Source organism: Chryseobacterium sp. MYb264, from assembly GCF_035974275.1.
Classification (GTDB): domain Bacteria; phylum Bacteroidota; class Bacteroidia; order Flavobacteriales; family Weeksellaceae; genus Chryseobacterium.
In genome coordinates, this window is the sequence record NZ_CP142422.1 from 2,117,440 (window position 1) to 2,143,064 (window position 25,625).

Annotated in this window: 16 protein-coding genes; 9 read left to right on the top strand and 7 right to left on the bottom strand. The window is 35.8% G+C overall.

From position 1 onward, the window contains the following. Positions 1–15 precede the first annotated feature (15 nt). The 4 genes from VUJ46_RS08975 to VUJ46_RS08990 form a co-directional block, all read right to left on the bottom strand. Positions 16–1,464, bottom strand: coding sequence for a SusD/RagB family nutrient-binding outer membrane lipoprotein (locus VUJ46_RS08975; RefSeq protein WP_326984641.1), 1,449 nt, complete (start codon positions 1,462–1,464; stop codon positions 16–18). A gap of 7 nt (positions 1,465–1,471) precedes the next feature. After that, the gene (locus VUJ46_RS08980; protein WP_326984642.1) at positions 1,472–4,450 is read right to left on the bottom strand and encodes a SusC/RagA family TonB-linked outer membrane protein; all 2,979 of its coding nucleotides are present in this window, start codon (positions 4,448–4,450) and stop codon (positions 1,472–1,474) included. A gap of 626 nt (positions 4,451–5,076) precedes the next feature. Further along, the gene (locus VUJ46_RS08985) at positions 5,077–5,823 is read right to left on the bottom strand and encodes a glycerophosphodiester phosphodiesterase family protein (RefSeq protein ID WP_326984643.1); all 747 of its coding nucleotides are present in this window, start codon (positions 5,821–5,823) and stop codon (positions 5,077–5,079) included. Positions 5,824–5,997: 174 nt separating this feature from the next. Then, entirely contained in the window at positions 5,998–9,099 is a 3,102-nt protein-coding gene (locus tag VUJ46_RS08990) for a TonB-dependent receptor (protein ID WP_326984644.1), read from the bottom strand. 641 nt (positions 9,100–9,740) lie between these two features. Between VUJ46_RS08990 and ligA the strand changes: the two genes are divergently transcribed. Both ligA and VUJ46_RS09000 read left to right on the top strand, forming a co-directional pair. Beyond that, positions 9,741–11,747 carry an NAD-dependent DNA ligase LigA gene (ligA, locus tag VUJ46_RS08995; RefSeq protein WP_326984645.1) on the top strand — a complete coding sequence of 669 codons (2,007 nt, stop codon included), beginning with the start codon at positions 9,741–9,743 and terminating at the stop codon, positions 11,745–11,747. Between the two features lie 881 nt (positions 11,748–12,628). Further along, positions 12,629–13,276 (top strand): MgtC/SapB family protein, encoded by a 648-nt coding sequence (locus VUJ46_RS09000; protein ID WP_326984646.1) that lies wholly within the window; start codon positions 12,629–12,631, stop codon positions 13,274–13,276. A gap of 30 nt (positions 13,277–13,306) precedes the next feature. Here the strand turns inward: VUJ46_RS09000 and VUJ46_RS09005 are convergent, their stop codons facing one another. Beyond that, positions 13,307–13,780: a copper resistance protein NlpE gene (locus VUJ46_RS09005; RefSeq protein WP_326984647.1), complete on the bottom strand. Its 474-nt coding sequence runs from the start codon at positions 13,778–13,780 to the stop codon at positions 13,307–13,309. A gap of 295 nt (positions 13,781–14,075) precedes the next feature. Between VUJ46_RS09005 and VUJ46_RS09010 the strand changes: the two genes are divergently transcribed. The 3 genes from VUJ46_RS09010 (at position 14,076) to VUJ46_RS09020 (ending at position 18,355) form a co-directional block, all read left to right on the top strand. Further along, positions 14,076–16,214, top strand: coding sequence for a S46 family peptidase (locus VUJ46_RS09010; protein WP_326984648.1), 2,139 nt, complete (start codon positions 14,076–14,078; stop codon positions 16,212–16,214). 81 nt (positions 16,215–16,295) lie between these two features. Next, a complete protein-coding gene (locus tag VUJ46_RS09015) occupies positions 16,296–17,282 on the top strand; it encodes a polysaccharide deacetylase family protein (RefSeq protein WP_326984649.1) in 987 nt (328 codons plus the stop codon). Then, positions 17,279–18,355, top strand: a complete 1,077-nt coding sequence (locus VUJ46_RS09020) for a GNAT family N-acetyltransferase (protein ID WP_326984650.1) — start codon at positions 17,279–17,281, stop codon at positions 18,353–18,355. Before VUJ46_RS09015 ends, VUJ46_RS09020 begins: the two co-directional genes overlap by 4 nt. A gap of 1 nt (position 18,356) precedes the next feature. Here VUJ46_RS09020 and pdxR read toward each other — a convergent pair whose 3' ends face one another. Continuing rightward, complete coding sequence (pdxR, locus tag VUJ46_RS09025; protein WP_326984651.1) at positions 18,357–19,772, bottom strand: MocR-like pyridoxine biosynthesis transcription factor PdxR; 1,416 nt, start codon at positions 19,770–19,772, stop codon at positions 18,357–18,359. Between the two features lie 100 nt (positions 19,773–19,872). Between pdxR and VUJ46_RS09030 the strand changes: the two genes are divergently transcribed. The 3 genes from VUJ46_RS09030 to VUJ46_RS09040 are packed head-to-tail and all read left to right on the top strand — an operon-like array spanning position 19,873 to position 22,064. Continuing rightward, a complete protein-coding gene (locus tag VUJ46_RS09030; RefSeq protein ID WP_326984652.1) occupies positions 19,873–20,358 on the top strand; it encodes a cupin domain-containing protein in 486 nt (161 codons plus the stop codon). Between the two features lie 23 nt (positions 20,359–20,381). Then, entirely contained in the window at positions 20,382–21,281 is a 900-nt protein-coding gene (locus VUJ46_RS09035) for a dihydrodipicolinate synthase family protein (RefSeq protein WP_326984653.1), read from the top strand. A gap of 57 nt (positions 21,282–21,338) precedes the next feature. Then, positions 21,339–22,064 (top strand): glutamine amidotransferase-related protein, encoded by a 726-nt coding sequence (locus VUJ46_RS09040; RefSeq protein ID WP_326984654.1) that lies wholly within the window; start codon positions 21,339–21,341, stop codon positions 22,062–22,064. 52 nt (positions 22,065–22,116) lie between these two features. On the opposite strand, the gene VUJ46_RS09045 is transcribed toward VUJ46_RS09040, so the two are convergent. After that, complete coding sequence (locus tag VUJ46_RS09045; protein WP_326984655.1) at positions 22,117–24,984, bottom strand: M16 family metallopeptidase; 2,868 nt, start codon at positions 24,982–24,984, stop codon at positions 22,117–22,119. A gap of 152 nt (positions 24,985–25,136) precedes the next feature. Here VUJ46_RS09045 and VUJ46_RS09050 point away from each other — a divergent pair, with 152 nt between their 5' ends. Further along, a complete protein-coding gene (locus VUJ46_RS09050) occupies positions 25,137–25,625 on the top strand; it encodes a GNAT family N-acetyltransferase (RefSeq protein WP_326984656.1) in 489 nt (162 codons plus the stop codon).

Genomic DNA, 25,625 nt, shown 5'->3' on the forward strand with positions numbered 1-25,625 from the left:
TTTAGAAATTCAGCATTACTGATTCCACCACATTTTTGTATTGATGTTGTCACCACCCATATTTTGAGAAGCCGTGACATAATTATCATAATTCTGAACCTTGGTTACGGTTGGATAAGGCATTCTTTGAGGCATTTTAGCGTCATTCATCAAGCCTCCGTTATTTGGCAACACAGGGAAACCACTTCTTCTCTGCTCGTACCATTGCTGATGATCTACAAAGAAAAGCGCCACATATTTCTGAAGCATAATTCTTTCCAGCGTATTATTGTAAGCCACTTTAGGATTTGTGAAATAGTTTGCAGGAAATGTCGCTCCCCATTGTTCTACAGTTGCTTTTACTCCATTTTCATAGAAATTCTGAGCGCTTCCTGTAATAATTCCTTTATAAGCTAATTCCGCAAGAATAAACTGAAGTTCGGCATACGGCATCACCAAAATTTTCAATGGAGCTTTTGCTAAATTCTGATTTAAATTAGACGGCTGATAATCGAAACTTGTTCCTAAAGCATATCCTGAAGGCGCACCTTTGTAACCAATATTGGCATTTCCGGGAATTGATTTTGCCTGTGTGAAGAACAAACTCAATCTAGGATCATTATTATCGACCAAAGTCTGCGTAAAGAAACCTCCCGAAGCCCTATAAGCTGTAAAATCCTGAGGTCTGGCAATCGGTGGCAATAACGGCGCAACTCCTGAAATATCCAATGTTGCTCCATCGCCATTATTCTGAAAAATCGGGTGACCCGTGGGATCGTTTACAATTTCATTAATTCTTTCATTAACATTCACTTCCCCATTTTTCTTTAAAATTCTTGTTAGCAATCTCAATGAAAGAGAATTACAGAATTTTTTCCACTTTACAATTCCTGCGGTACTGGCGTTTGCCTGAAAGAAAATATCGCTTTCACTTAATGTTTTTGTGGTGTCGAAAAGGGTGTTTGCTTCTTTCAAATCATCCAAAAGAAACAGATAAATATCTTTTTGCTTATCATATTTCGGTCTCATGATGCCTTCTTCAAGACGCAAAGCTTCCGTCATCGGAACATCACCGAATGCATCGGTAAGGTTTGCCATGATCCAGGCATTCAAAACCTTGGAAATAGCCAGATAATTGTTATTATTCTCTTTTTTCGCTGCTTCGTTTAGTTCTTTTACCTGTTTAAGCCATTTATAACTGGTATTCCAATATCCGTTTCCTGTGCTTTCTGTAAGGTAATAACGGCTTACCGTGGCTCCTTCATTAGGAAAAGGAAGCGCCACCTGCATAATATCAAAAGTGAAATCATCTGCCCTATTGTATCCATAAGATCCCATTTCATACTGAATCGGCACCAAAAAACTTCCCACAGAAGGTTCTTTTATTTTACTGGTATCTGTGTTGATCTCTTCAAAGCTTCGCTCACAAGAATTAAAGCTGAAAACTGAAAGCGCAATAATGGTTGATAAAAATATTTTTTTCATGATGATCTTAGAATTTTAAATTAACTTGAAAACCGACAGTTCTTGCCGATGGAAGCTGACCAATTTCAGCACCCGGCGTAATCGTAGAATCGTTTAGCGAGGCAACTTCAGGATCGAACATTGGGAATTTCGTCCACATCCAGAGGTTTTTACCGAAAACAGCTAACGTAAGCTCCGTTAATTTCAAAGGAGCGATTACATCTTTCGAGAATGAATACGCAATTCTTGCATCTCTCAGCTTGATGAATGAAGTATCAAAAGTATTGGTTTCTATATTTGCTCTTCTGTAATAATCTGCATAATAAGCTGATAACCCTACCGCTTTGGTGTTCGGGCTGTAGGTTCCGTCTGCATTCTGAATTACACCTTCCCCAACGATCATTCCGTTTGGATTATCTCTTCCCATTAACGTATGCTCAAGCTTACCTTGCTCAGACATTTTGTGATGGGTTTGAGAATATGCCATTCCACCATATTGTCCATCAAAAGAGAAGCTGATCTGCCAGTTTTTAATTTTAAAATCATTCTGGAAACCTGCTCTCCATTTCGGGAAAGCATTTCCTACTTTCTCTACTCTGTCGGGTCTTGCTGGAAGACCTGTTGCCGGATCATAAACAACGTCTCCATTCCCATTTCTCACCAATTTAAATCCGTAAAGATCACCTAACGATCCGCCGACCATAGCATTGTAATATAACACTCCGGCTACCGTTGAAATTGTATAATAATTCTCTCCTTTATATTCATCAGGAAGCGTAATAATCTTATTAGCATTCATAGACCAGTTAGCAGCAACATTCCAAGTGAAATTCTTAGATTTAACAGGAATAGCGGAAAGCCCCATTTCAATTCCCTGGTTTCTGATTTTTCCTGCATTAATAAAACGACTGGAATATCCTGATTCTATTAAAGTGGTAACCGATAAAATTTCATCAACCGTTGTATTTTGATAGAATGTTGCATTGTAGCTTAATCTATTTTTAAGAAATGAAAAATCCATCCCGGCTTCAATATTCGTATTTTCCTGAGGTTTTAAATCTGGCGCAACATACGACGATGGCGTTGTAACAGAACCAATAAAATCACTTGGCGTATAATACTTATCAATTTGATAAGGTGATGTTCCAAGACCAACTTTCGCCCAAGAGGCTCTTAATTTCCAATAATTAAAAGTAGGGTTTGATAGTTTAAACAAATCCGAAAGAATAACACTTGTACTTACCGACGGATAGAAGAATGAACGGTTATTTTTTGAAAGTGTACTACTCCAGTCATTTCTTCCCGTCACATCCAAAAACACCAAATTATCGTAATTAGCACTAATTAAACCATATACAGAGTTCATTTGCTGATCACGCGGCTTTGGAACTTTTGTAATTAAAGAAATGGCATTATTCAGACTGTAATCTCCCACCACTTTCAATCCTTCCGCACGGTAATCATTCATCACATATTCATTGTAACGAATACTGGCTCCGGCGTTGGCTGTAATATTAAATTTGTTGAAATCTTTTTTATAGGTGAATAACAAATCATTATTAAATTCATTATTCCTTATATATTGTTCTCTGTAAAACCCTTTCAGGTAATTCGCAGAGCTGTAAGGTCTTTTTGTTGTTCTTTCCTCATCCAGCATTTCGATTCCTGATCTTAACATCAAACTGAAGTTTTTGCTAAAATCATACGTTGCCGAAATATTTCCCGTGATCATTTTTTTCTGAACACCATTCAGCATTTGATAAGCAATTAAATAAGGATTATCAATAAAACTACTGAACGGGTGAATCTGGTCTACCTGATCCTGTCCCGGTTTCCAAAGAGGTTTGTACCAATTTAAATCCACATTCGGATTCTGGAAGATCATGAAATAGGAAATCGACTGGTTATTGTATCCCGTCGCAGGAAGGTTATCACTTTTCGTATTGGCGTAATTAAATTTGGTGGAAACTCTAAACTTATCCGTCACCTTATGATCCAATGAAAATGCGACATTAAAACGGTCAAATCCCGTATTGGGCATCATCCATTTATTGTCTAAATACGTAAGAGAAGCTCTGAAACTCGTTTTATCGGTACTGCTTTCTACCGAAACGTTGTTGGAAGAAGTAACACCCGTTTCCCAAAAACCTTTGATATTATCAGTATAAGGTCTCCACAGCTGTCTCTCAGCGCTTTGACCTAAAAGATTAGGATCATATTGAAAATAATACTGCCCGTTGAATTTCGGCCCGAAAGCACTACTGGTTCCTCCCGTACTTACTCCATCTGCAGAAGCTCCGTAAGAATAGAAAAATTCTCCGGCAGAATTTTTGGCCAACGTTCCCTGACCGTATTCATACTGATAATCCGGCCATTTTAATACAGAATCATAGCTTAATGAAGAGTTGAAGGAAACACGAAGTCTTCCGTTTTTACCCTTTCCTGATTTTGTGGTTATCATTAAGGCTCCGTTCGCTGCTCTGGATCCATACAATGCAGCTGCGGAAGCTCCTTTTAGCACTGTTACCGATTCAATATCATCGGGGTTGATGCTGTTAAGACCATTTCCCAAGTCAATAGGAAGATCTCCTCCGGTTCCGGCGCCGTACGCTGCAGTTCCCGTTCCTGTGGTTGAATTACTCAATGGGACACCGTCTACAACGATAAGCGCGTAATTTCCGTCAAGGCTAAAGGATTTTTCTCCCCTTAAAGTAATTCTTGAAGAGCTTAATGGCCCTGCTCCTGCCGTTTGAATTTTTAATCCGGCAACACGGCCTTCAAGGCCCTGCGCCCAATTGTTATTCTGAATGTTTTCAAAAATCTCAGAATCTACTTTTTCAGCAACGTAACCAAGGGATTTATCTTGCCTTTTAATTCCCAAAGCTGTTACCACAACCTCATCAATGTTTTTAATAGTGTCTCTTTTAGCTTTCTGCTGAGCCGCCAGATTGACGCTGACTAATCCTAACAGCGACAAAACCAGCAACTTTTGTTTCTCTTTACGCATATCCAATTTGTTTGCGCAAAATTAAAACGACATTATGATTACGGTTTTAACATCATATTAATATTTATTAAATAATTATTAAACGACATATTAATTTATTATCAACTAAATCACATACATATATGGTTAACAATAGGTTAAAACAATTAAGCATTTTTAATACAAATGATTAATATTATTTACCTAACTTTATCATCCGGCTATTGTTAAATACCACATTTACAAGTCAAATGAATATATTTCAAATGGTTAACATTTAACCTAACACCTATTTTTACATATATTCAAGAAATTGAATTAATTCTAAAATCATTCACCGAATTAATCGGTAGAAGAAAAATATTTTTCTTTTGTCTTAACACAAAAGAAACAAAAAGTCAAGACTTGGAAACTGAATGCTAAAAATTAAAAGTCAATCCTAAAATTCCCAGAACTTGCGCGAATTCAAAGTTTCTTCTTCGATTCTAAATTTGTCTCGCGCTTCGAAGAGTGGGAATTTTTTAACGGATTAATTTTTAATTTTCTTAACGCTTCATTTTCCAAAGTCATTTTAATTTTCAGAAAAGAAAAAAGTTTGCCTCAAAAAGAGACAAACTTTAAAAAGAATAATATAAAAGACGTATTTGTTATTTTCCTTTTAACTGATCAGGAATATTAGTTGTAATAAATGCTATTCCTTGTTTTTTCAGTTCTTCATATACCGCAGGATCATTTACCGTCCATGCATTGGTGATTAAACCAAGCGCTTTAGCATCAGTAATCCAAGTCGGATTTTTCTGGAAAACGCTGTAGTGATAGTCTAAACCATCCAATCCTTCATTTTTAATCTGCTCAGGAGACAACTCACCATTTAAGTATTGTACTTTATATTTCGGTTCTGTTTTTTTAATTTCCTTACAAACATTCAAACTGAAAGAAATAAATTGAGTTTGGGCATCCAGCTTCATATCTTTCACCATTTTAATGGTTTTCTGAACAATTTCATTTTCCAGCTCTTTTGTTTTAGCTGGCTTTATTTCGATGATTAATTGTAAAGCCGCATCTTTTTTTCCTTGCTTTAAATAATCTTTCAGTGTAGGAAATTTTTCTCCGTTCGACAATTTATCTTTTTCCAGCGTTTTGAAAGTTTCGTCAGAAATTTCTAATTTTCCGTGGTGCTCATCATGGTTAATTACCAAAACTCCGTCCTTCGTCATTCTCACATCAAATTCAGATCCGTAGATTCCTAATTTCTGAGCATTTTCTAACGACTTGATCGAGTTTTCCGTGGTCGCGGGCTGCGACTGGAAATAACCTCTGTGCGCGATAATCTGGGTTTGTGCCTTCATTGCAACTGTACTTAAAACTGCTAACCCTAAGATAAAATTTTTCATAATATAAATTAGATATTTAAATTAAAAGTCTTTCAACTTTCAGATAAAGGTAATTAAATTAATGGGAATGGTGAATTTTGCTCTGTTAACGAGATGTCAATTATGAATTTATTTATAAAGTTTTAAAATTCACTATTGACGTGAGATCATTCACCATCCACATTTTCCCAATTTTTAGAACGAATATTTCGCTCCGATTTGAATCTGATAAGGATTTCCAGACAATGGTTCCAAACCATTCGTATTTCTTACATATTCAAACTGTTTTGTATCGGTATTGAATTTAGTTGCTCTGTAAAGCGCCATATTTCCGTACGATTTATTCACGCCCCATTCTTTATTCAACAAATTGGCTACGTTGAAAATATCTACAGAAAGTTCAAAAGCTCCAATTTTATCAAACTTGATTTTCTTAGCAACACGAACGTCCCAAACTCCGTAGAATCCGTTTTTACCGCCATTTCTTTCCGCAATATTGTTATTGTATTTGGTGATATAATCTTTCAGTGCTTTACCAACTTCCGGATCATCTACTAAAGATTGGGTAAGATTCGGGAAAATATACGCCAGATCATTAGAATCAACGAAATCTCCGTTAATATTTCCTCCAGCCGTTACAGAGAAACGTGTTCCTCCAATTCCTGAATATCTTAAACCTAACGTAAATCCTGCAATCGTAGGCGAGTTACCATAAAGAACCACTTTATTTCTAAACTGATTATCGGAATAGGTCATTCTCAAATCTCTCGGATCACTTTGGACTAAAGTAGACAATGTTGCGGTATTGGCCACGTTCCCATTATAAGAGGTGTTATCTTTGATGTCCGACCATGTATAGCTTGCTGTAATTTCCCCGTCTTTCCAGTAACGATAGCTGGTATCCAAAACGAACGAAAACTGGTTAACCTTACCATCGCTCGCCAATTCCAGGACTCTACCGAAGTTTTTATTAATTCTTCCATCTTTCCAGTTAAGTGTCACTGTATTATTGGCATTATTGGTAATACCACTTTCCGGCACAAAAACACCTCTTCCCCCTTCATTAGCTAAAGTGATAAATGGAGTTGTCACCATATTTCTATCATAATAGAAATAGTTATTTCTTCCTAATGCCATATACCCTGCAATTCCTGCTCTGAATCTTTCATTAAAGAAGTGGGTATAAGAGAAGTTTGCTTTATACACGATAGGAATTTTAGCATCTTTACCGGTATAATTAATGGTTGGAAGCTGATACTGCGCCAAAGAAGGAACCGAAGCATAATCGTTTCTATAGCTGATAAAATCTGGTGTAAGGCCAATTTGGGAAGGATTTACGTCCACGGTTGCCAGATGTTTTCCATCGAACACTAAATTATTAATAACCATATAATTATTGATATCTGAAGAGAAAATACCTGCCCCGAATTTCAGGAAGTCTTTGTTTCCTTCATTCACATTCCACTCAAACTGGAATCTTGGCTGAATCACGAAAGATTTAATCTTATAATCTGTACGGATACCCATTTCATCATATAACTTCTGGTTGAACTCCGCTTTCGGATAGCCTCCGTAATCCAATCTCAAACCTCCCATAAAGTCAAGACCTTTGGCGATTTTAGTCTGAAACTGTCCATAAACCCCGATATTCCAGATGGCTGATTTTACAGAAGGATCATCCATTAAAGGAACTTCTCGGTAATATCTGTTGGAAACCAGATTATTAAAGGCATCCATTCCTTGATAATGGAATCTCCCGTTCACCTCACTTCCGTAAACCGACCTTGCTTTAGTATACATTAAGTCGGCTCCGAAGGTATATTTCACTTTATCGGTATTATAATATAAATTGTCTACAACCTGAAAAACATTATTTCTGAAACTTTCCTGCCCGAAACGGTGCCCCCCGATCTGGATACTTGTTGTTTTTGTACTTCCGTCATAAATCTTCGAAGCTACCCCTTCCACAATGGCTCTCGGAACCGGATGTCCCAGTTCATCATTCTGGTAGCTGTCCTGAAATGTATAAAGATACTGAGCTTTTAATTCGTTGGTAAGGTTAGGTTTCAGATTAGATCTTAAAGTTAATAACAAACTGTTGTCTAAATTTTTATCATTTCCATAAGATTCAAAGAAATTGATAGCGGTGTTGTCACCTAAACCATTCTTGTTTAAATCATAGGTAAAGTTATTTCTTAATGTCAATAAATGTTTGTTATTAATCTGCCAGTCCAAACGTAAAAATCCGGCATCAGAATTCCTTACCTTATCAAAAGTTCCGAATTGCGGAGAATTTCCCACGCCATATTTAGCTCTTGCAATATCTAAAAACTGGTTTAATGTCTGGTTGGTAATATTAAATCTTGCTTCATCTTCATTCGATCTGACATCTGCAATAATTAAAGGTCTTGAATCCAGCTGATGATCCCACGCTACAAAGAAGTGTAGTTTATTTTTAATAATGGGACCTCCCAATGAAAAACCAAACTGGGACGTTGAGAAATCATTCTGTCTCTTATTTCCACGAATATCATAAGGACTCGAAAGCCAGTTGGTTCTTAAATATTCCCAGGCACTTCCCGAAAACTTATTGGTTCCGGACTTCGTTACTGCACTTACCGTACCACCACCGCTTCTTCCCAGCGTAACGTCGTATTGGTTGGTGGTAATTTTAAATTCTCGAACCGCCTCAATAGAGATAGAAAAAGGAGCTCCGCTTCGGCTTGTGGTAGAACCTGCGGACGTAGGATTTTTCGCCGTCATCCCGTCTATTGTAAAATTGGTGGAAGATCCCAACTGTCCAGATAAATTTCCCCCTTTTCCACTCAGTGGAGAAAGCTCGGTAAGGTTATTGAAATTTCTTCCGTTCACCGGTAGAATTCCGATATTTTTTGCGGTTATAGCTGTTGCTGCTCCTAAATTACCGATCTTATTTTTTAGATTTCCGGTAATAACTACTTCTTCTATTCTCTTTTCCTTGTTGTCACCTAAATTAAGGTTTACCGTTACCTGATCACCAAAATTAACATTGTACCCTTCCTTTTTTTCATCATTGACAATAACCGTATACGGTCCACCCAAAGGAATTTCTTTGAAAATATACTCTCCTTTCGAATTGGTTTCCGTTTCTGTTTTGAATCCTGTAGATTCATTCACAATCGTAACTTTCATCTTTTCCTGAGCCATACTTCCGGCAGCGGTTACCTTTCCTACAATCGAAGCCTGGGTAGTCTGTGCATAAGCCAGTGTCCCAAAGCTTAAAAATAATAATCCTAATACAATCTTTACTTTTCTCATGTCTTCAAATTAGCTGAGTGCAAAGGTATCACGACTTTCTTCCGCTCCCCTTTAAGTGAATTTTAACATTTTTTAAACAATATTATAATTTTATGTTAACAGAATTTAAACAATCCGTTTATCCCTTACATATTCAGTTTATTAAGCTGTGTTACCAATTTTTAATTTTCGTAACCTATTTAATTCTCCTATTTTTTAAATGGAATTAATCCAACGCAAATTCGACATTAATTCACTTATTTTCAGTATATTAAAGAAACACTTATCATAAATAATGAATTTCCTCAAGTCAATGGTCAATAGTCAATTTTATCTTACGTAAAAATTCAATTGCGTAGCAAAATTCACCATTCACGATATCATTTAGAGGCTGCTTAAATTTTATTGCCAAAAATTTTTATAGCTATTTTGAGATGGATTTTTTGCTTCGTGTTTGCAGATTTAGCGGGCTAAATCAAAAATAGGAAGTGAAAAATACGCTCAAAAGAGCATCAAAATGGAGCAAAGATCAACTTCATTAAGGATAATAAATAAAACGGTAAAATTTTAAACAGGCTCTTAATCTTCCAACCCATTAAGCTGATTTTTTTTCATAGAGTTCAAGTTAGTTTAGTTATTTTTGCTCAAAAGATAGAATTACAATGCCTGAAAACATTCAACAAAAAATAGAAGAACTTAGAAAAGAGCTTCATCAGCATAATGAAAATTATTACCTTCTGGATATGCCTACGATCACAGATTATGACTTCGATATGTTACTCGAAGAACTTCGTGATCTGGAAGCCAAACATCCCGAATTTTATGATGAAAACTCTCCTACCGTACGTGTTGGCGGTGGAATTACAAAAGTTTTCCCGACCGTTCAGCATAAGTTCAGAATGTATTCTTTGGATAATTCTTATGATTTTGATGATCTTGAAGACTGGGAAAAAAGAATCATTAAAACCATCGATGAGCCGGTGGAGTTTGTTGCAGAATTAAAATATGACGGGGCTTCGATCTCTATTCTGTACGAAAACGGAAAACTAGTTCAGGCCGTAACACGTGGCGACGGTTTTCAGGGTGATGAAATTACAGGAAACGTAAGAACAATCTCTGATATTCCGTTAAAATTGAAAGGTGACTTTCCTGAACATTTCTTTATGCGTGGTGAAATTTATTTAACCAGAAAAAATTTCGACAAAATCAATAAACTGCGTGAAGAAGAAGGTTTGGACCCCTTTATGAATCCCCGAAATACGGCAAGCGGAAGTTTGAAAATGCAGGACAGCGGTGAGGTGAGAAAACGCGGTCTATCATCTGTTTTGTATCAGTTTATTTCAGAAGACATTCCGGCAGAATCGCATTGGGAATTGCTTCAGAAAGCGCAAGGCTGGGGTTTCAAAACGTCTCAGCAGGCAAAATTGTGCTCTACTTTGAATGAGGTGAAAGAATTCATCAATTTCTGGGATGTTGAAAGACACAATTTACCTTTTGAAATTGACGGTATTGTTTTAAAAGTCAACTCATTAAAACAACAAAGACAACTTGGATACACAGCAAAATCTCCCCGTTGGGCAATGGCTTATAAATTTAAAGCAGAAAAAGTGGAAACCGAATTACAAAGTGTTTCTTATCAGGTCGGAAGAACGGGAGCGATTACTCCGGTTGCCAATCTGAAGCCTGTTTTATTAGCCGGAACGATTGTAAAAAGAGCGTCTTTGCATAATGAAGATATCATCAAAAAGCTCGATTTGCATGAAAATGATTTCGTATATGTTGAAAAGGGAGGTGAAATTATTCCTAAAATCGTTGGGGTAAACACAGAGAAAAGAACCGAAGAGAGCAAGGAAATCGAATACATCAAAAACTGTCCGGAATGCGGAACTGCACTGGTAAAAATTGAAGATCAGGCGATCCACTTCTGTCCGAATGATTTACACTGTCCGCCGCAGGTTGTGGGAAGAATGATTCATTATGTTTCCCGAAAAGCTTTAAATATTGATAATTTAGGAAGCGAAACCATCGAACAGCTTTACAGAGAAAGATTGATTGAAAATCCTGCTGATTTTTATGCTTTAACGAAAGAACAAATTCTTCCGTTGGAAAGAATGGCAGAAAAATCGGCTCAGAATATCATCTCCGGAATTGAAAAATCAAAAGAAATCGCTTTCGAAAAAGTGTTGTACGGAATCGGAATAAAGCACGTTGGGGAAACCGTTGCAAAGAAATTAGTTAAAAATTTCTCTACGATTGACGAACTGAAAAATGCAACCGTAGAAGAACTTTGTCAGGTTGAAGATATCGGAACCAAGATCGCGGTAAGCATTGTTGATTTCTTTGCCAATTCCGAAAATATCCTGATGATTGAAAGACTAAAATCTTACGGTGTCCAATTGGAAAAAGGAGAAAGTACGAACGAAGTTGTATCGAATGTTTTAGAAGGAAAGACCTTCCTTTTCACCGGAAAATTATCGTTATTCACAAGAGAGGCAGCCGAGGAAATGGTAGAAAAACACGGCGGAAAAAATATATCAGCAGTTTCCAAAAACCTAAATTTCTTAGTTGTTGGCGAAAAAGCAGGAAGTAAACTCAAGAAAGCCCAGGATATCGGAACGATTGAAATTCTCGATGAACAGCAGTTTTTAGACCTTATTGAGAAACAATAATATATAATATACATATCAAACATACAAAGACTGTCTTTTTCAGACAGTCTTTTTTTGTGACACTCAGTAAAATTTACAATTTAATTAAAAATCCTAAATATCATTAGATACATTTCAAAAAATAAACTTTAAAAATTTAAAATAAAAACTAAATTTTAAATTTCATTAACAATACAATTTTATTTGTACATTTATCAAACCAAATCACTAAACCATGAAAAAACACCTATCTGTCAGCGCTCTTTCTTGCGCATATCAAAAGATAAAATTCTTTGAGCCGAAATGTTCGATGCTTGAGGAAAAATTGTACGGACTGGTTGCTCCAAACAAAATTCAATGAATATTTCTGAACTTTCCAACAAAAATTACATGCTCAGAATAATTTTCCAAAAGAAAGTATCCACACAGAGATTCATAACAAAATAGTTTTTTTTAATATCCTTTCTTTGAAGGCTGTCTTTTTTAAGGCAGTCTTCTTTTGTTATTTTAAATACTCTTCCATTGGGGTATTTATTGAATCAAGTACAAAAGTTGGAGACTAGGCAAAAAAGTTTAGATCATGTAAGATGAAATTTTTTGCTCTCGCAGATTTTGCGAATGATGCAGATTCTTTTCCTTACACTTTACATCGTGAACACAAAGCCTCACCAAGTTTTTTGATAACTTCCGTTTTAAGTATCACCAAGCTGTTTTACTTATAAAAGATCACGAAGATTAAGCAAAAATTGATCAGCAGCATCATCTGTGAAAATCCGTGTATCTGTGGGAAATAAAAATATTGGTGCATTCGTGGCAGAAAATACATCTAAACAATTTCTCTCCAAGTTTTGAAACTGATCGTATTTATTGTAATTTTATTCCATTCAAGTCAAATTTTAGTCATGGATTTTTTAAAAGATCACTATGTTGTTCAAAATGAACTGTTACTGATATTTATTTCAGTAATTTTAGGTCTGTTTATCGGTGCTGAAAGGGAATACCGAAACAAATCTGCAGGTTTGAGGACTTTTATTTTAGTCTGCTTCGGATCCTGCCTTTTTACCATTCTTTCTATTAAAATAGGGATACAGAATCCGGATCGTCTGGCAGCCAATATCATTACCGGAATCGGTTTTTTAGGTGCAGGAGTTATCTTTAAAGGTGATAATAAAATCGACGGAATTACCACTGCAACCACCATTTGGGCAACCGCCTCAATCGGAATGGCAGTCGGTTCGGGATATGTCTACCTTTCTCTTCTCGGAACCGTTTTGGTCTTATTAATTTTAAGTTCGCTTACGTATTTACAGAATTATATCGACAATCATCATAAAATTCGAGAATATAAAATTGCTGTGGAAAGTTCGCAGTACATCGGGCATTGCGAAGAATTATTTAAAGAACATCATTTAAAAATGTTAATGATCAGACAGCAATACACCCAAGGAAATCTTGCTACAACATGGAGATTAACAGGTAAAAATACTCACCATGAAACCTTGATTCGGGCGTTAATGGCTGATGAAAAAATTATTGCCTACCAATTTTAGACAAAAAAATAAAGGCTTTCGCCTTTACCATTATTTCTTTGTGAAAACATACAATTTCTTATTAGGTCCATCAATCGGCTTTCCGCTCATATCCAGCTGCGTGATCGTGTTTTCGCCGACTTTATATTTATAATGAGTATTTTTCCCCTTTAAAGTAATGACACTTCCCCCGGCATCCCACTCAAAAGTTCCTTTTTCCTCACTGATCCCTTTTCTCTCCAGATATTCTTCTGAAATTCTGAACGTTCGGTCTTTATTTAAAGTGACCACCGTCTTAATCCCCGGACAGTCAGCACAGGGCACTACAGCCTCATAGGTTCCCTGCCAATCCAGCGAGTTTTCAAAATTATCTGAAGTTTTCGCGGTATCAACAGCAACTGTATCCATCGGGGTCTGGATGGCCATCGGGTCTGTTTTCGGATTTACCTCCGGATTTTTGTCTTTTTGCGTACAGGAAACCATCAGAACAATGGCTGCGATTCCTAAGATTTTTGGTGCGTTCATGATAATTAAATTTAGATATATTAATATTTAGTGTGTTTCTAAATGAACAAAAATTAAGCCGATAAAAGGTTTTAAATTTAATGTTCAGAGTTTTTGGCTCAAAATTTTTGGATATAAACATTCTTGACTACAAAGATTTTATCAATATACTTTTAACCAGTTTTTAAATGAATAAACGAATATTTTTAGCTTAAACTAAATCATAAATTTGAAAATTTCATAATGAAAATTTTAAACTAAAAACTTTAAACCCCTGAACTCGTATTTTCTTCGTAAATTGGGCAAAATTTTGATTATGACAAAAAAGATACTTTTATCTGTATTTCTTTTGCCGGCTGCAATGGCTTTTGCGCAACAATACGGAGGAATGTGGATTCCTACAGAGCTGAATGAAAAGGAAATGAAGGACTTGGGAATGAAAATCTCTGCTAAAGACATCTTCAATACTCAGAAAGCGAGCATAAAAGATGCTGTGGTACAATTCAACGGAGGCTGTACTGCGGAGATCATTTCGCCAAAAGGGCTATTATTAACGAATCACCACTGTGGATATGGGCAGATTCAGGCACATTCTACGGTTCAGAACGACCTTTTATCAAACGGTTTCTGGGCTAAAAATATGACCGGAGAACTTCCAAATCCCGGAGTAACGGTAGATTTTATTGTAGATATTAAAGAAGTATCCAATCAAATTTTAGAAGGTACAGACAACCTTGTAGAGCCTGAACTTGCAAAGCAGATTGCTAAGAATATCGAGATCTATAAAAATTCTCAGAAAACAGAACAATTTCAATCAATTTCTGTAAAACCAATGTATTACGGAAATAAATATTATGCTTTTACCATCGAAACGTTTAAAGATATTCGTTTGGTAGGTGCACCACCACAAAGCATCGGAAAATTTGGGTCTGATACCGACAACTGGGTTTGGCCAAGACATACGGGAGATTTCTCGATGTTCAGAATTTATGCCGATAAAAACAACAAACCTGCGGAATATTCAAAAGACAACGTTCCTTATGTTCCGAAGCATTATCTTCCGGTTTCCATCAAGGATAAAACAGAAAACGATTTCACTTTCGTATTCGGATTCCCCGGCAGAACAACGGAATATCTTCCTGCGATCGCGGTTGAAAAGATCATGACAGAAATCGATCCTGCGAGAATTGCCGTAAGAGATGTTGCCTTAAAAACATTGGACGAAAAAATGCGTGCTGACGATGCCACACGTATTAAATATGCTTCAAAATATGCTTCTGTAGCCAATTACTGGAAAAAATGGATCGGCGAAGTGGAAGGTTTGAAAAAATCAAACGCTGTTCAGAAAAAAGTGATGTATGAAGGTTCTTTGGTGGCTAAAAATCATGAGATCAAATCTACTTTAGATCAAATCAACAAATTATATAATGATCAGGCTCCGTATGCGTTAAACAACGCATATTATACGGAAGTGATCAGAAATGCAGAGACTTTAAAGGTTGCTGGCGATTATTATAATTACGTTACAGCGGTTGAAGCAGGCAGAATGGATGAAAAGGAATTGGCAAAAGTAAAAAGCAAATTATCTTCATTCTACAAAGATTACAGCGCCGAATTGGATTCTAAGGTAACCGCTAAATTATTAGCACTTTACGCCAACAAAACAGCTTCTCAGTTTTTACCAGCAGGTTTTGATAAGTTGAAAAACGAAGCTCAAAACATCACAACGATCGAAGAATCTTCTAAAAACTCGATCATCACAGGAAGAACAGCGGTAAACGGAGCTTCTTTATCAACCGATATCGACAAAGCATTCTCTAATCAGGATAAATTGATCAAAACATTGAAAAAAGATCCTATTTATCAGCTTTACACAGCGATGAGAGATACTTATATGAAAACGGCAGATCCTCAATTCGCGTCTCTTCAGACTAAGATTGATGCTTTGCAAAAAACATATATGGCACAGCAAATGTCGACGGATAAAGACAGAAAATTCTTCCCGGATGCTAACTCTACGCTTCGTGTAACCTACGGAAAAGTGAAAGGTTCTTCCCCTAGAGATGCTGTTTCTTACGATTATCAGACGCATTTGGCGGGTGTTATCGAGAAATATGTGCCAGGAGATTATGAGTTTGATGTTCCAAAAAAACTGATTGATCTTTACAACAAAAAAGATTACGGAAATTATAAGGATAAATCTGGAGATGTACCTGTAGGATTCACGGCTACCAACCATACAACAGGCGGAAACTCAGGAAGTCCGGCTCTGGATGCCAACGGAAATTTGGTAGGATTGAACTTCGACAGACAATGGGAAGGAACGATGAGCGACATTAATTATGATCCTCGTTTCAGCCGAAATATCATGGTAGACACCAAATATATTCTTTTCATCATCGATAAATTTGCCGATTCTAAATGGCTGATTGATGAAATGAAAGTTGTGAAGTAATTTTTTAACGATAAATTATAGAATCTATTTAAATTTTTTAATGAGTTTAAATAGATTCTTTTTTATTTTTGAAACACAGAAATGAAAGAAAAGATCATTAATTTTTTAGCATCATTTGAGAAGGAAGATATTGAAAATTCATTTCCTTTAGATTGCTGTTTGCCCGTTTATCATTGTGTTTCAGATGATAATTTAGCGCACATCAATAAAGTTATCCAATACAAAAATGTAAAACAATTTGAAGAAGATATTGATTATCTTTCAAAGCATTTTCAGTTTATCAACTGGAGTGAGTTTAAAGATTTCGTAAATGGAAATTTTAAACCAAAAAAGAAAATTGCCTTATTAACTTTCGATGATGGTTTCAGAGAGTTTTATGACATCGCAGTTCCTATTTTAGAAAGAAAAGGAATTTATGCGATCAATTTTATTAATCCTGCATTTATTGATAATCAAGACCTGATGTATCGATGTAAAGCAAGTTTAATTATTAATGAACTTGAGAAAAATAAAAATATTGATCCTAAAATCTATACGATTCTTTCTTCTAATGAAGATCTAAAACAGCAGGTTTTAAAAATTAAATATGCTCAAACGGATATTTTAAACCGATTGGGAGAAATCCTTGAAATTAATTTCGATTCTTATTTAAAAGAACAAAATCCTTACTTAACCACCAATCAGTTAAATAATTTAACTCAAAAAGGATTCGGAATATCTTCTCACAGTTGGGATCATCCCCTGTATAATCAATTGTCACTATCTGAACAACTTGAAACCACAAACAAAACCTTTAAATATCTAAAAGAAAATAATTTTCTGTATGAAATTTTTGCTTTTCCGTTTACTGATTTTGGTGTGAATAAAGATTTTTTTGATGGCTTGCAAAACAATAAAGAACTCTTTTGTACGTTCGGAAGTGCAGGAATTAAGTTTGACAGTACAGATAAACATTTTCACAGAATCCCCATGGAAATGGGCGAATCTGCAGAAAAATTACTAAAAAAAGAATTGGCTTACTTCAAATTGAAAAAACTCATTAATAAAAATAAAATTGTGAGAAAATGATACATCTTAAAACCTTACATAAAAAGCAGCTGGCAGAATTTATTTCCAGCGGCGATTTCAAGAAGTATGACTTTCTTCCGATTACTGAGCACAGAGCAAAATCTCATATAGAAAATCCGAAAGCAGATGAAGATCAAACCTTACTAATTTTAGCTTTTGAAGATGATGAATTAGCCGGATATTTAGGATGTTTTCCTGATAATTTCATGGTTGAAGGAAAAAAATTCAATTATGCATGGTTGAGTACTTTATTTATCAGCAATAAATTTCGTGGAAAAAGAATTGCGCAAAGCCTTTTAAACAGAGCTTTTGAAGAATACAACGGAGAAATTGCCATCACTGAATTTACGAAAGAAGCAGAAAGCTTGTATAATAAAATCGGACTGTTTCAATACATTCAACCTAAAAATGGAAAACGATATTATTTTCAAACAGATTTTGCGAATATTATTCCGACCAAAAAACCGAATACTCAATCTTTAAAACCAGTTTTCAATCTTGCAGATTCAGTCGCTAATTCATTGATATCAGTAAAAAACTGTTTCGTTAAAAAACCTGATTTCAAATTTGAAGTTTTGAATACGATTGATTCTGAAAGCACTACTTTTTTAAATCAATTTGAAAACAATCGAAATGCTTCTGAAATCAACTCGCTAATAGAAAATCCATGGGTTTTAGAAGGCAATATCAAAGATGAAAAATATTTGTTTTCGAGTTATTCAAAAGAATTCAAATATTTCTGGATAAAAATTTACGACAATAATCAATTGACAACCTGTTCGCTTTTACTTTTAAGAGACGGGCATTTAAAAATTCCTTATTTATTTTCGAAAACCGATTTGGAGAAATTTGTTAATTTTTTAAGCTATTTTATTGTAAAAAATAAAGTCATTACCTTAACCAATTATCAAAATGATTTAAACCAAACAATTGAATTGGTTAAAAATTTCCCAAAAATCCACGAACGAATTATCGAAAGACGATATATGTTTCATAAAGAGCTTATTCAAAAGCTTCCCGAAAATTTTAATCCTAACTTTCAGGATGGCGACGGCGATTGTGCAATGACCTAATTTACAATAACTCAGACAGCGCTTTGATGGTTTCTTCTAAACTTTCTTTGGGAAGTGAGCCATAGCTTAGGCGCAAACCGTTGATTTGATTATCAAAACTAAAACTGTTTGGATTGAGAATTTTAATACTTTTCTTTTGAAGTTCGCAATCTATATGATCCCAATCGGTTTTATTTTTGGGAACAATCCAAAATGCCATTCCGCCTTCTGGCATTGAATAATCTGCTTTATTTTTTAAAAATTCCTGAAGTTTTTGTGCGGTAAAATCCCGCTTAGATCTGTAATAATTCAGGGCTTTTTTCAGATGTCTTTTAATCGTCCCGTCCTGAATAAGCTGTAAAACCGCCTGCTCCATAATCGTATCGCCCTGCACATCGATAATCTTTCTTAGATCCCCTACTTTTTTAATAAAATCCTGATTATTGCTGATCAGATAACCAATTCTCAACGCCGGAGCCACCACTTTGCTCATCGTGCCGATATACACATAATTCTGTAGTTCTGTAAAACTCGCCAACGGCAATACAGGACGGTATCCAAAATGAAATTCATTATCATAATCGTCCTCAATAATCGTAAATCCATATTCGTTGGAAAGCTTTATCAGCTCCAGACGACGCTGTAAACTCAGTGTTACCGTGGTCGGATATTGATGATGCGGTGTGGTGTAAATCGCTTTGATATTTTTATGAATTTTCAAATAATGGATAACATCTTCAATCATCAATCCATCCTCATCAACACGCACCGGCAAAAGAGTTGCTCCAGCCTTTTCAAAAGCCTTCCAAGCCGGACGATAACCCGGATTTTCAACCAATACAATATCATTTTTTTCAATCAAAGACTGAGCGGTAAGATACATCGCCATCTGGCTTCCACGGGTAATGCACATCGAATTTTCATCGGTATGCAGCCCTCTGTGGTGATTCAGCATTTGAACGATGGCTTTTCGAAATTCCAAATCACCATATTCACTGGTATAGCCCATCAATTGCCACTTTGCCTTTCGGTTAAAAATTTGTCGGTAAGCCCTCGCCAATTCGGTAACCGGCGCAATCGCACTATCGGGATATCCATCGTCAAAATTAATTCTGAAAAGCTGTTTTTGCAGCTGTTCATTATTCTTTTTTTGATGAGAAACGGCTCCTTTTATCGTTGGTAAATTTTCCGCAACAAAAGTTCCTTTTCTTTCTAAAGATACCAACCAGCCTTCATTCAGTAAGACATTTAAAGCTTCAACGATAGTATTTCGGTTCACTTTCAAATCTTCAGCCAGTTTCCGGCTTCCGGGCAAGGCTGTTCCTTTTTTCAATCTTCCGGATTGAATATCATCAATCACCGCATCGGCAATTTGCAAATAAACTGCCTTTTCCGAATTATAATTGATCTGAATTTCTACTTTCCAAGGTCTTAACATCTGGACTACCTATTTTTATTAAAACTGCAATATATAAACAGTCCAAAGTTACTCTAATTTTGTCATGCAATAATGCAGTAACAAATAAATATTTACTAACATGTCAAACACAGAAAACGGTACACAAGGTACTGACAAAAAACAATTTAGTTCAAAAGATTTTCATCAGACTTTTGCAAGACCAGAATACAAAAAACCTTCGCATTTAATTCATAAAAATGTGGAAAATGCAGGCGAACACAACCAGTTTTCAACAGAAAGAAAACATCCTGTATTCTTTGTAGATCTTCCGAGTAAAAATGTAAGCATGACCATCGGAGGATTATTACCCGGACAGAGAACGAACCGCCACAGACACACTTATGAAACCGTTTTATACGTGATCGAAGGTAAAGGCTGGACAGAAGTTGAGGACGAACGTATAGAATGGGAAGCAGGAGATGCCGTTTACATTCCGTCTTGGGCGTGGCACAGACATCAAAATACAAGCGATACAGAATCTGCAAAATACATCGCCTGCGAAAATGCACCACAGTTACAAAATTTGGGTGTTGCTCTAAGAGAAGAAGAAGGCAGAGACTTATAATTTTAATTTAAACTGAGAAAAATATGAAAAATGTACCATTAAAAGGAGTGATCTCCTATCCTATCACGCCTTTTGACGAAGCGGAAAAAGTAGACATTCCTTTATTTAAAAAATTAACGGAACGTTTGATCAGTTCTGGTTCTCATGCCATTGCTCCACTAGGAAGCACCGGAGTTTTACCATACCTGACTGATGAAGAAAAAGAAGCCATCACAGAGGCTACCATTCAACAGGTTAACGGAAGAATTCCGACGTTGGTTGGGGTTTCTAATCTAACGACTGAGAAAACAGTTTATCATGCGAAATTTGCTGAAAAAGCAGGTGCTACAGCTGTTATGATCATCCCGATGAGTTACTGGAAACTGACCGATGACGAAATTATCAAACATTATGACACGGTCGCTTCTCAAATATCGATTCCGATCATGGCTTACAATAATCCGGCAACAGGAGGTGTAGATATGTCACCGTCTTTATTAAAAAAGCTGCTTCAGATTCCGAATGTGACGATGATTAAAGAAAGTACGGGAGACATTCAGAGAATGCATTACCTGAAGAAAGAACTGGGGGAAGATGTGGCTTTTTACAACGGTTCAAATCCTTTGGCACTGGCTGCTTTTTCAGCAGGAGCAACAGGTTGGTGCACAGCCGCTCCCAATCTTATCCCTGAATTGAATATTGCCTTATACGACGCTGTTCAAAGTAATGACTTGGAAAAAGCACAGAAAATTTTTTACAAGCAATTTGAACTGTTGAAATATATTGTTGAAAAAGGTTTGCCAAGAGCCGTTAAAGCAGGTTTAAATATTTTAGGTGAAAATGGCGGAAAATTAAGATCACCTCTACAACCCTTAACAGAAAAGGAAATTTCAGATCTGGAACTCATATTATCGAAGGTAAAAAGTTCAACTTTATCAGCCTAAAAAATTTTCATTAATTTGTTAAAAATTTAGATTAATTTATCATTTCAAATTCTCAAAATGAATATCCATTTTATACAACATGAAAGCTTCGAAGCTCCGGGCGCTTATCTGAACTGGGCGAATGAAAGAAATTACACTTCTACCTTTTCAAAAGTGTATGAAAATAATCCTTTGCCCGAAAGCGTAGATTTTATTGATGTTTTGATTATTCTGGGCGGACCTCAGGATCCTGCCACTACAAAAAATGAATGTCCGCATTTTGATGCTCAGGCAGAAATAGCATTGATACAAAAAGCTATAAATTCAGGAAAAGCTGTTGTAGGAGCCTGTCTCGGGGCACAACTGATAGGAGAATCTTTCGGGGCAACATTTGGAAACAGTCCGGAAAAAGAAATCGGTGTATTTCCTATTCAATTAACGGAAAACGGTATAAAAGATGATAAAATCAATGATTTTGGTGAAATAATTTCCGTCGGACATTGGCATAATGATATGCCGGGACTTACTGAAAATGCTCAAATTCTGGCAACAAGTAAAGGTTGCCCGAGACAGATTGTTAAATATTCTGATCTTGTCTACGGATTTCAATGTCATATGGAATTTACTCCTGAAGTTATTGATTTAATGATAGAAACGGATCGTGAATTTTTAATAAATAATACGGAACATCAATTCGTTCAAACGCCTGACAAAATCAAAAGTTTTGATTTTAAGGAAATGAATGAAAAGCTGTACACCTTTCTGGATAAGCTGGTTGAAGCTTACCAAACAACTCATTATTAAAATAAAATTGTCAAAAAAAAATAGGCTGTCTCCATTGAAACAGCCTGTTTTTTTAATGTCCGAAAATATCTTTTATACTGACTTCGGTGAAGGTCCCCATTTGGTTAACCGCCTCCATATTCAGGTTTTCTTTTTTACCTATAATGGCGGTGTTAAAATGTATTGGTTTTATCTCAGTCTGATAAAACTCCTTAACATCTTCAAATTTCAGCTGTTCAATCTGCTGATAAATATCTTTCCTGAAATCGTGAGAAATGTTTAATTTTTTCAACTTTAAAGTATTGAAGAAAATATTCGTTCTCGTAATTCTAGTTGAAGCAATTTGTTTTAATGCTGCATTTTTAGCATTTTCAAACTGACTGGTAACTTCCGGAAGCTCATTCATCAGATCATCCATCGTATCCACGGCAATTTGCAGTTTATCCGGCTGGGTTCCGATATAAGTTGTAATATAATCAGGATGTCCCAATTCTGAATTAGCAGCATAAGAAACGTAAGCAGAATACGCTAAACTCTTACTCTCACGGATTTCCTGGAAAACAATGGAGGACAAACCTCTTCCGAAATATTCATTAAAAACATTGATTTTTCCAAAATTCCCTGTATTTACAAAATGCCCTCTTCCCACTTTGCTCATCTCTATCTGCACCATGTCATAATCCGTAAAGTACACATTTCCTTTGGTTTCAGGTTCCGGATAGTGTTTAGGTTCAGGAATCTCAAGCTTTGCATTTTCAATCGAATTTCCGATATATGATTTAAAATTTTCAAAATTTCTACCATAGAAAAAGATCTGATAAGGAAGGCTGAACAGCTTTTTCATTCTGTCCGTGAAAACCTCAACATTAGAATTTTCAAGATCTTCTTTTGAAATAATATCTCTAAAACGCGATGATGAGCCCAGTTTGGTATAATTTACCAACGCTTTCATAATGCTGTTTTTATCTTTTCGCATCGCCGCACGATTTTCAAGAACCGTTTCTACAAACTGCTGATAAACTTCCTGATCCGGCTTTACATCATGCATCCAATGCTGAAGCAGCTCAATTCCTTTTTCAATATTTTCTTCCAAACCACTCAACGAAATGATGATTTGGTCATTACTTATTTTAAAGGCATTGTTTACTCCGATTTTAAAGAATTCTTTTTTAAGATCTTCAGGTGAAAACTGGCTCGTTCCCAAATATTCCAAAATCTGGGTAGAAATTCCTAAATCTCTGTCGTGATCTGTCCCGAAAGGAAAAATAAAATACACCTGAGCAATATCATTATATTTATTTTTAACGAAACTTACTTTTTTATCTTTAATTAAATCGGTCTGAATTTCTTTATCATAATCAATAAATTCAGGCTGAATATCTTCTGTTTTTTCGTCTAAAATTTCTTTTAAAAATTCAGATTGCGCCTCACGATTGATCTTGATCGGTGTAATCCCCGGATTATCAACTCTTAATAATTTATCGTTAATGCCTTTTTCTTTATAAACAATAGCATAATTATCCTTAAAAAAATCGTTGGCAAAATCTACCACTTCCTGTTTAGTGAACTGTGAATATTCATCCATTTCATTCAGTTCCTGCTGCCAAGTTCTGCCTTTGATATAGGTGTCGTAAAGGTTGGTCGCCAGCCCGTCGGCCGTTTCCAACGCTTTCATACGCTGCAGTTTAAAATCATTGATAATCGCAGGAAGCATCCAGTCTGGAAACGCTCCTTTTTTCACTAATTCGATTTGTTCCAACACCAAATCTTTCGCTTCATCCAAAGTCTGTGTTTCTTTTGGAACGGCAAAAAGTGAAAAATATCCATATTGCTTTAAACCTACCGAAAAAGCCTGTCCCCAGAGTAATTTCTGAGTCTGATTGATATTTAAATCCATCAACCCCGCTTCTCCCCTGTTACTTAAAATATTCACCACAATATCCGCCAGCATTGCCTCTTTCGTACCATAGCTATCTGTTCTCCACGCCAGCTGAATTCTGGCTGTTGTAGGACTCTGTACGGTTCTTTTTACAATTTCCGTCATGGGTTTCTCAACAACAGCTTTTTTTGCAGGTAATTCTCTGTAAGGAATAGTTCCAAAATACTGATCTACCAACTGAATAGTATCGTCAAACTCCAGGTCACCCACCAAAACCATCGCATAATTATTGGGAACATAATATTCATCAAAATACTTATGAATCGCTATCATAGAAGGATTTCTCAAATGTTCAGCATTTCCTAAAGTCGTCTGCTGGCCGTTGGGATGTGTCGGAAAAAGCGCGTCCATCAGCTCATAATTCACCAATCTCGTGTCATTATCCTGCGCTCTGTTGAACTCCTCATACACCGATTCCAACTCAGTGTGAAAAAGTCTTAATGCCAATTCGGAAAAACGTTCTTTTTCAACCTTCAGCCATTTTTCAAGCTCATTATTCGGAACATTATTTTTATAAACTGTCTCATCAAACCAGGTATGGGCGTTTGTTCCCGTAGCTCCCATCGAAGAAATTGCTTTATCATATTCATTGGCAATCGCAAACTGGCTCGCTTCCTGAGAGACCTCATCTATTTTTTTGTAGATTTCTTTCTTTTTTTCTATATCTGGTTCTGCTTTATGAGCTTCGTACAAATCAGAAATCTGGTTTAATAACTCACTTTCCTTTTCCCAGTTATGAGTTCCCATTTTAGACGTCCCTTTGAACATCATGTGCTCAAGATAATGCGCCAAACCGGTATTATCAAAAGGATCATTATTACTTCCCGTTCTCACCGGAATATAGGTCTGAATTCTCGGAGCATCGAAATTCTGCGCAAGAAAAACCTTTAAACCATTCTTTAAAGTATAGATTCTTACCTTATTTTCGTCGTTGGAAATGGTGATATATTCGTAATTATTTTTATCAATATGAAGTGCTTCGTCGTATGTTTTGTCCGTCATAAATAAACTCATTTTCATTCTTAACAAATCAGAATGTATACAAATGTAAGGATTCAGAAAAGAACAAATTGAAAATTCCTTATTATTGCATCTATAGTTTTAATTTACAGTAAACAAAATTGTCCGTCAACCCACGATTTAGTCCTATAAAAATGAATATCCAATACCGAAAATTAATTCCCGAAGAAAGTAAACGCTACCGAAATATAAGACTGGAAAGCCTACAAAAATTCCCCGAATCTTTTGGCGTGAGCTATGAAGAAGCTGTAAAAGATGAAAAATTAAGAATTGAATCTGATATTGAAAATCAGACAAAAGAAAGATTTGTGGTCGGAGCTTTTCACGAAGACCAACTGATTGGAATATGCACTTTTGTTAAAGATGAAAACTGTAATGGAAATATTTATGAAATGTACGTGCAATCAGAATTTCAAGGCAATAATATTGGAACTTTTTTAATTGAAAGAACCATTGAAGAATCAAACAAAAATTTTGGAGTTATTGATATCTTTCTTGAAGTAAAAGTCACCAACGAAAAAGCTTATTATCTTTATAAAAAAATTGGTTTTGTAGAAATAAATGAAAATTTAGAAAGCGAAAATAATGCAATAATCCTAATGAAATATTCTCCAACTCATTAA

Coding starts and splice junctions, on each gene's coding strand:
- VUJ46_RS08975 (WP_326984641.1), bottom strand. CDS start 1,464: ATGAAAAAAATATTTTTATCAACCATTATTGCGCTTTCAGTTTTCAGC.
- VUJ46_RS08980 (WP_326984642.1), bottom strand. CDS start 4,450: ATGCGTAAAGAGAAACAAAAGTTGCTGGTTTTGTCGCTGTTAGGATTA.
- VUJ46_RS08985 (WP_326984643.1), bottom strand. CDS start 5,823: ATGAAAAATTTTATCTTAGGGTTAGCAGTTTTAAGTACAGTTGCAATG.
- VUJ46_RS08990 (WP_326984644.1), bottom strand. CDS start 9,099: ATGAGAAAAGTAAAGATTGTATTAGGATTATTATTTTTAAGCTTTGGG.
- ligA (WP_326984645.1), top strand. CDS start 9,741: ATGCCTGAAAACATTCAACAAAAAATAGAAGAACTTAGAAAAGAGCTT.
- VUJ46_RS09000 (WP_326984646.1), top strand. CDS start 12,629: ATGGATTTTTTAAAAGATCACTATGTTGTTCAAAATGAACTGTTACTG.
- VUJ46_RS09005 (WP_326984647.1), bottom strand. CDS start 13,780: ATGAACGCACCAAAAATCTTAGGAATCGCAGCCATTGTTCTGATGGTT.
- VUJ46_RS09010 (WP_326984648.1), top strand. CDS start 14,076: ATGACAAAAAAGATACTTTTATCTGTATTTCTTTTGCCGGCTGCAATG.
- VUJ46_RS09015 (WP_326984649.1), top strand. CDS start 16,296: ATGAAAGAAAAGATCATTAATTTTTTAGCATCATTTGAGAAGGAAGAT.
- VUJ46_RS09020 (WP_326984650.1), top strand. CDS start 17,279: ATGATACATCTTAAAACCTTACATAAAAAGCAGCTGGCAGAATTTATT.
- pdxR (WP_326984651.1), bottom strand. CDS start 19,772: ATGTTAAGACCTTGGAAAGTAGAAATTCAGATCAATTATAATTCGGAA.
- VUJ46_RS09030 (WP_326984652.1), top strand. CDS start 19,873: ATGTCAAACACAGAAAACGGTACACAAGGTACTGACAAAAAACAATTT.
- VUJ46_RS09035 (WP_326984653.1), top strand. CDS start 20,382: ATGAAAAATGTACCATTAAAAGGAGTGATCTCCTATCCTATCACGCCT.
- VUJ46_RS09040 (WP_326984654.1), top strand. CDS start 21,339: ATGAATATCCATTTTATACAACATGAAAGCTTCGAAGCTCCGGGCGCT.
- VUJ46_RS09045 (WP_326984655.1), bottom strand. CDS start 24,984: ATGACGGACAAAACATACGACGAAGCACTTCATATTGATAAAAATAAT.
- VUJ46_RS09050 (WP_326984656.1), top strand. CDS start 25,137: ATGAATATCCAATACCGAAAATTAATTCCCGAAGAAAGTAAACGCTAC.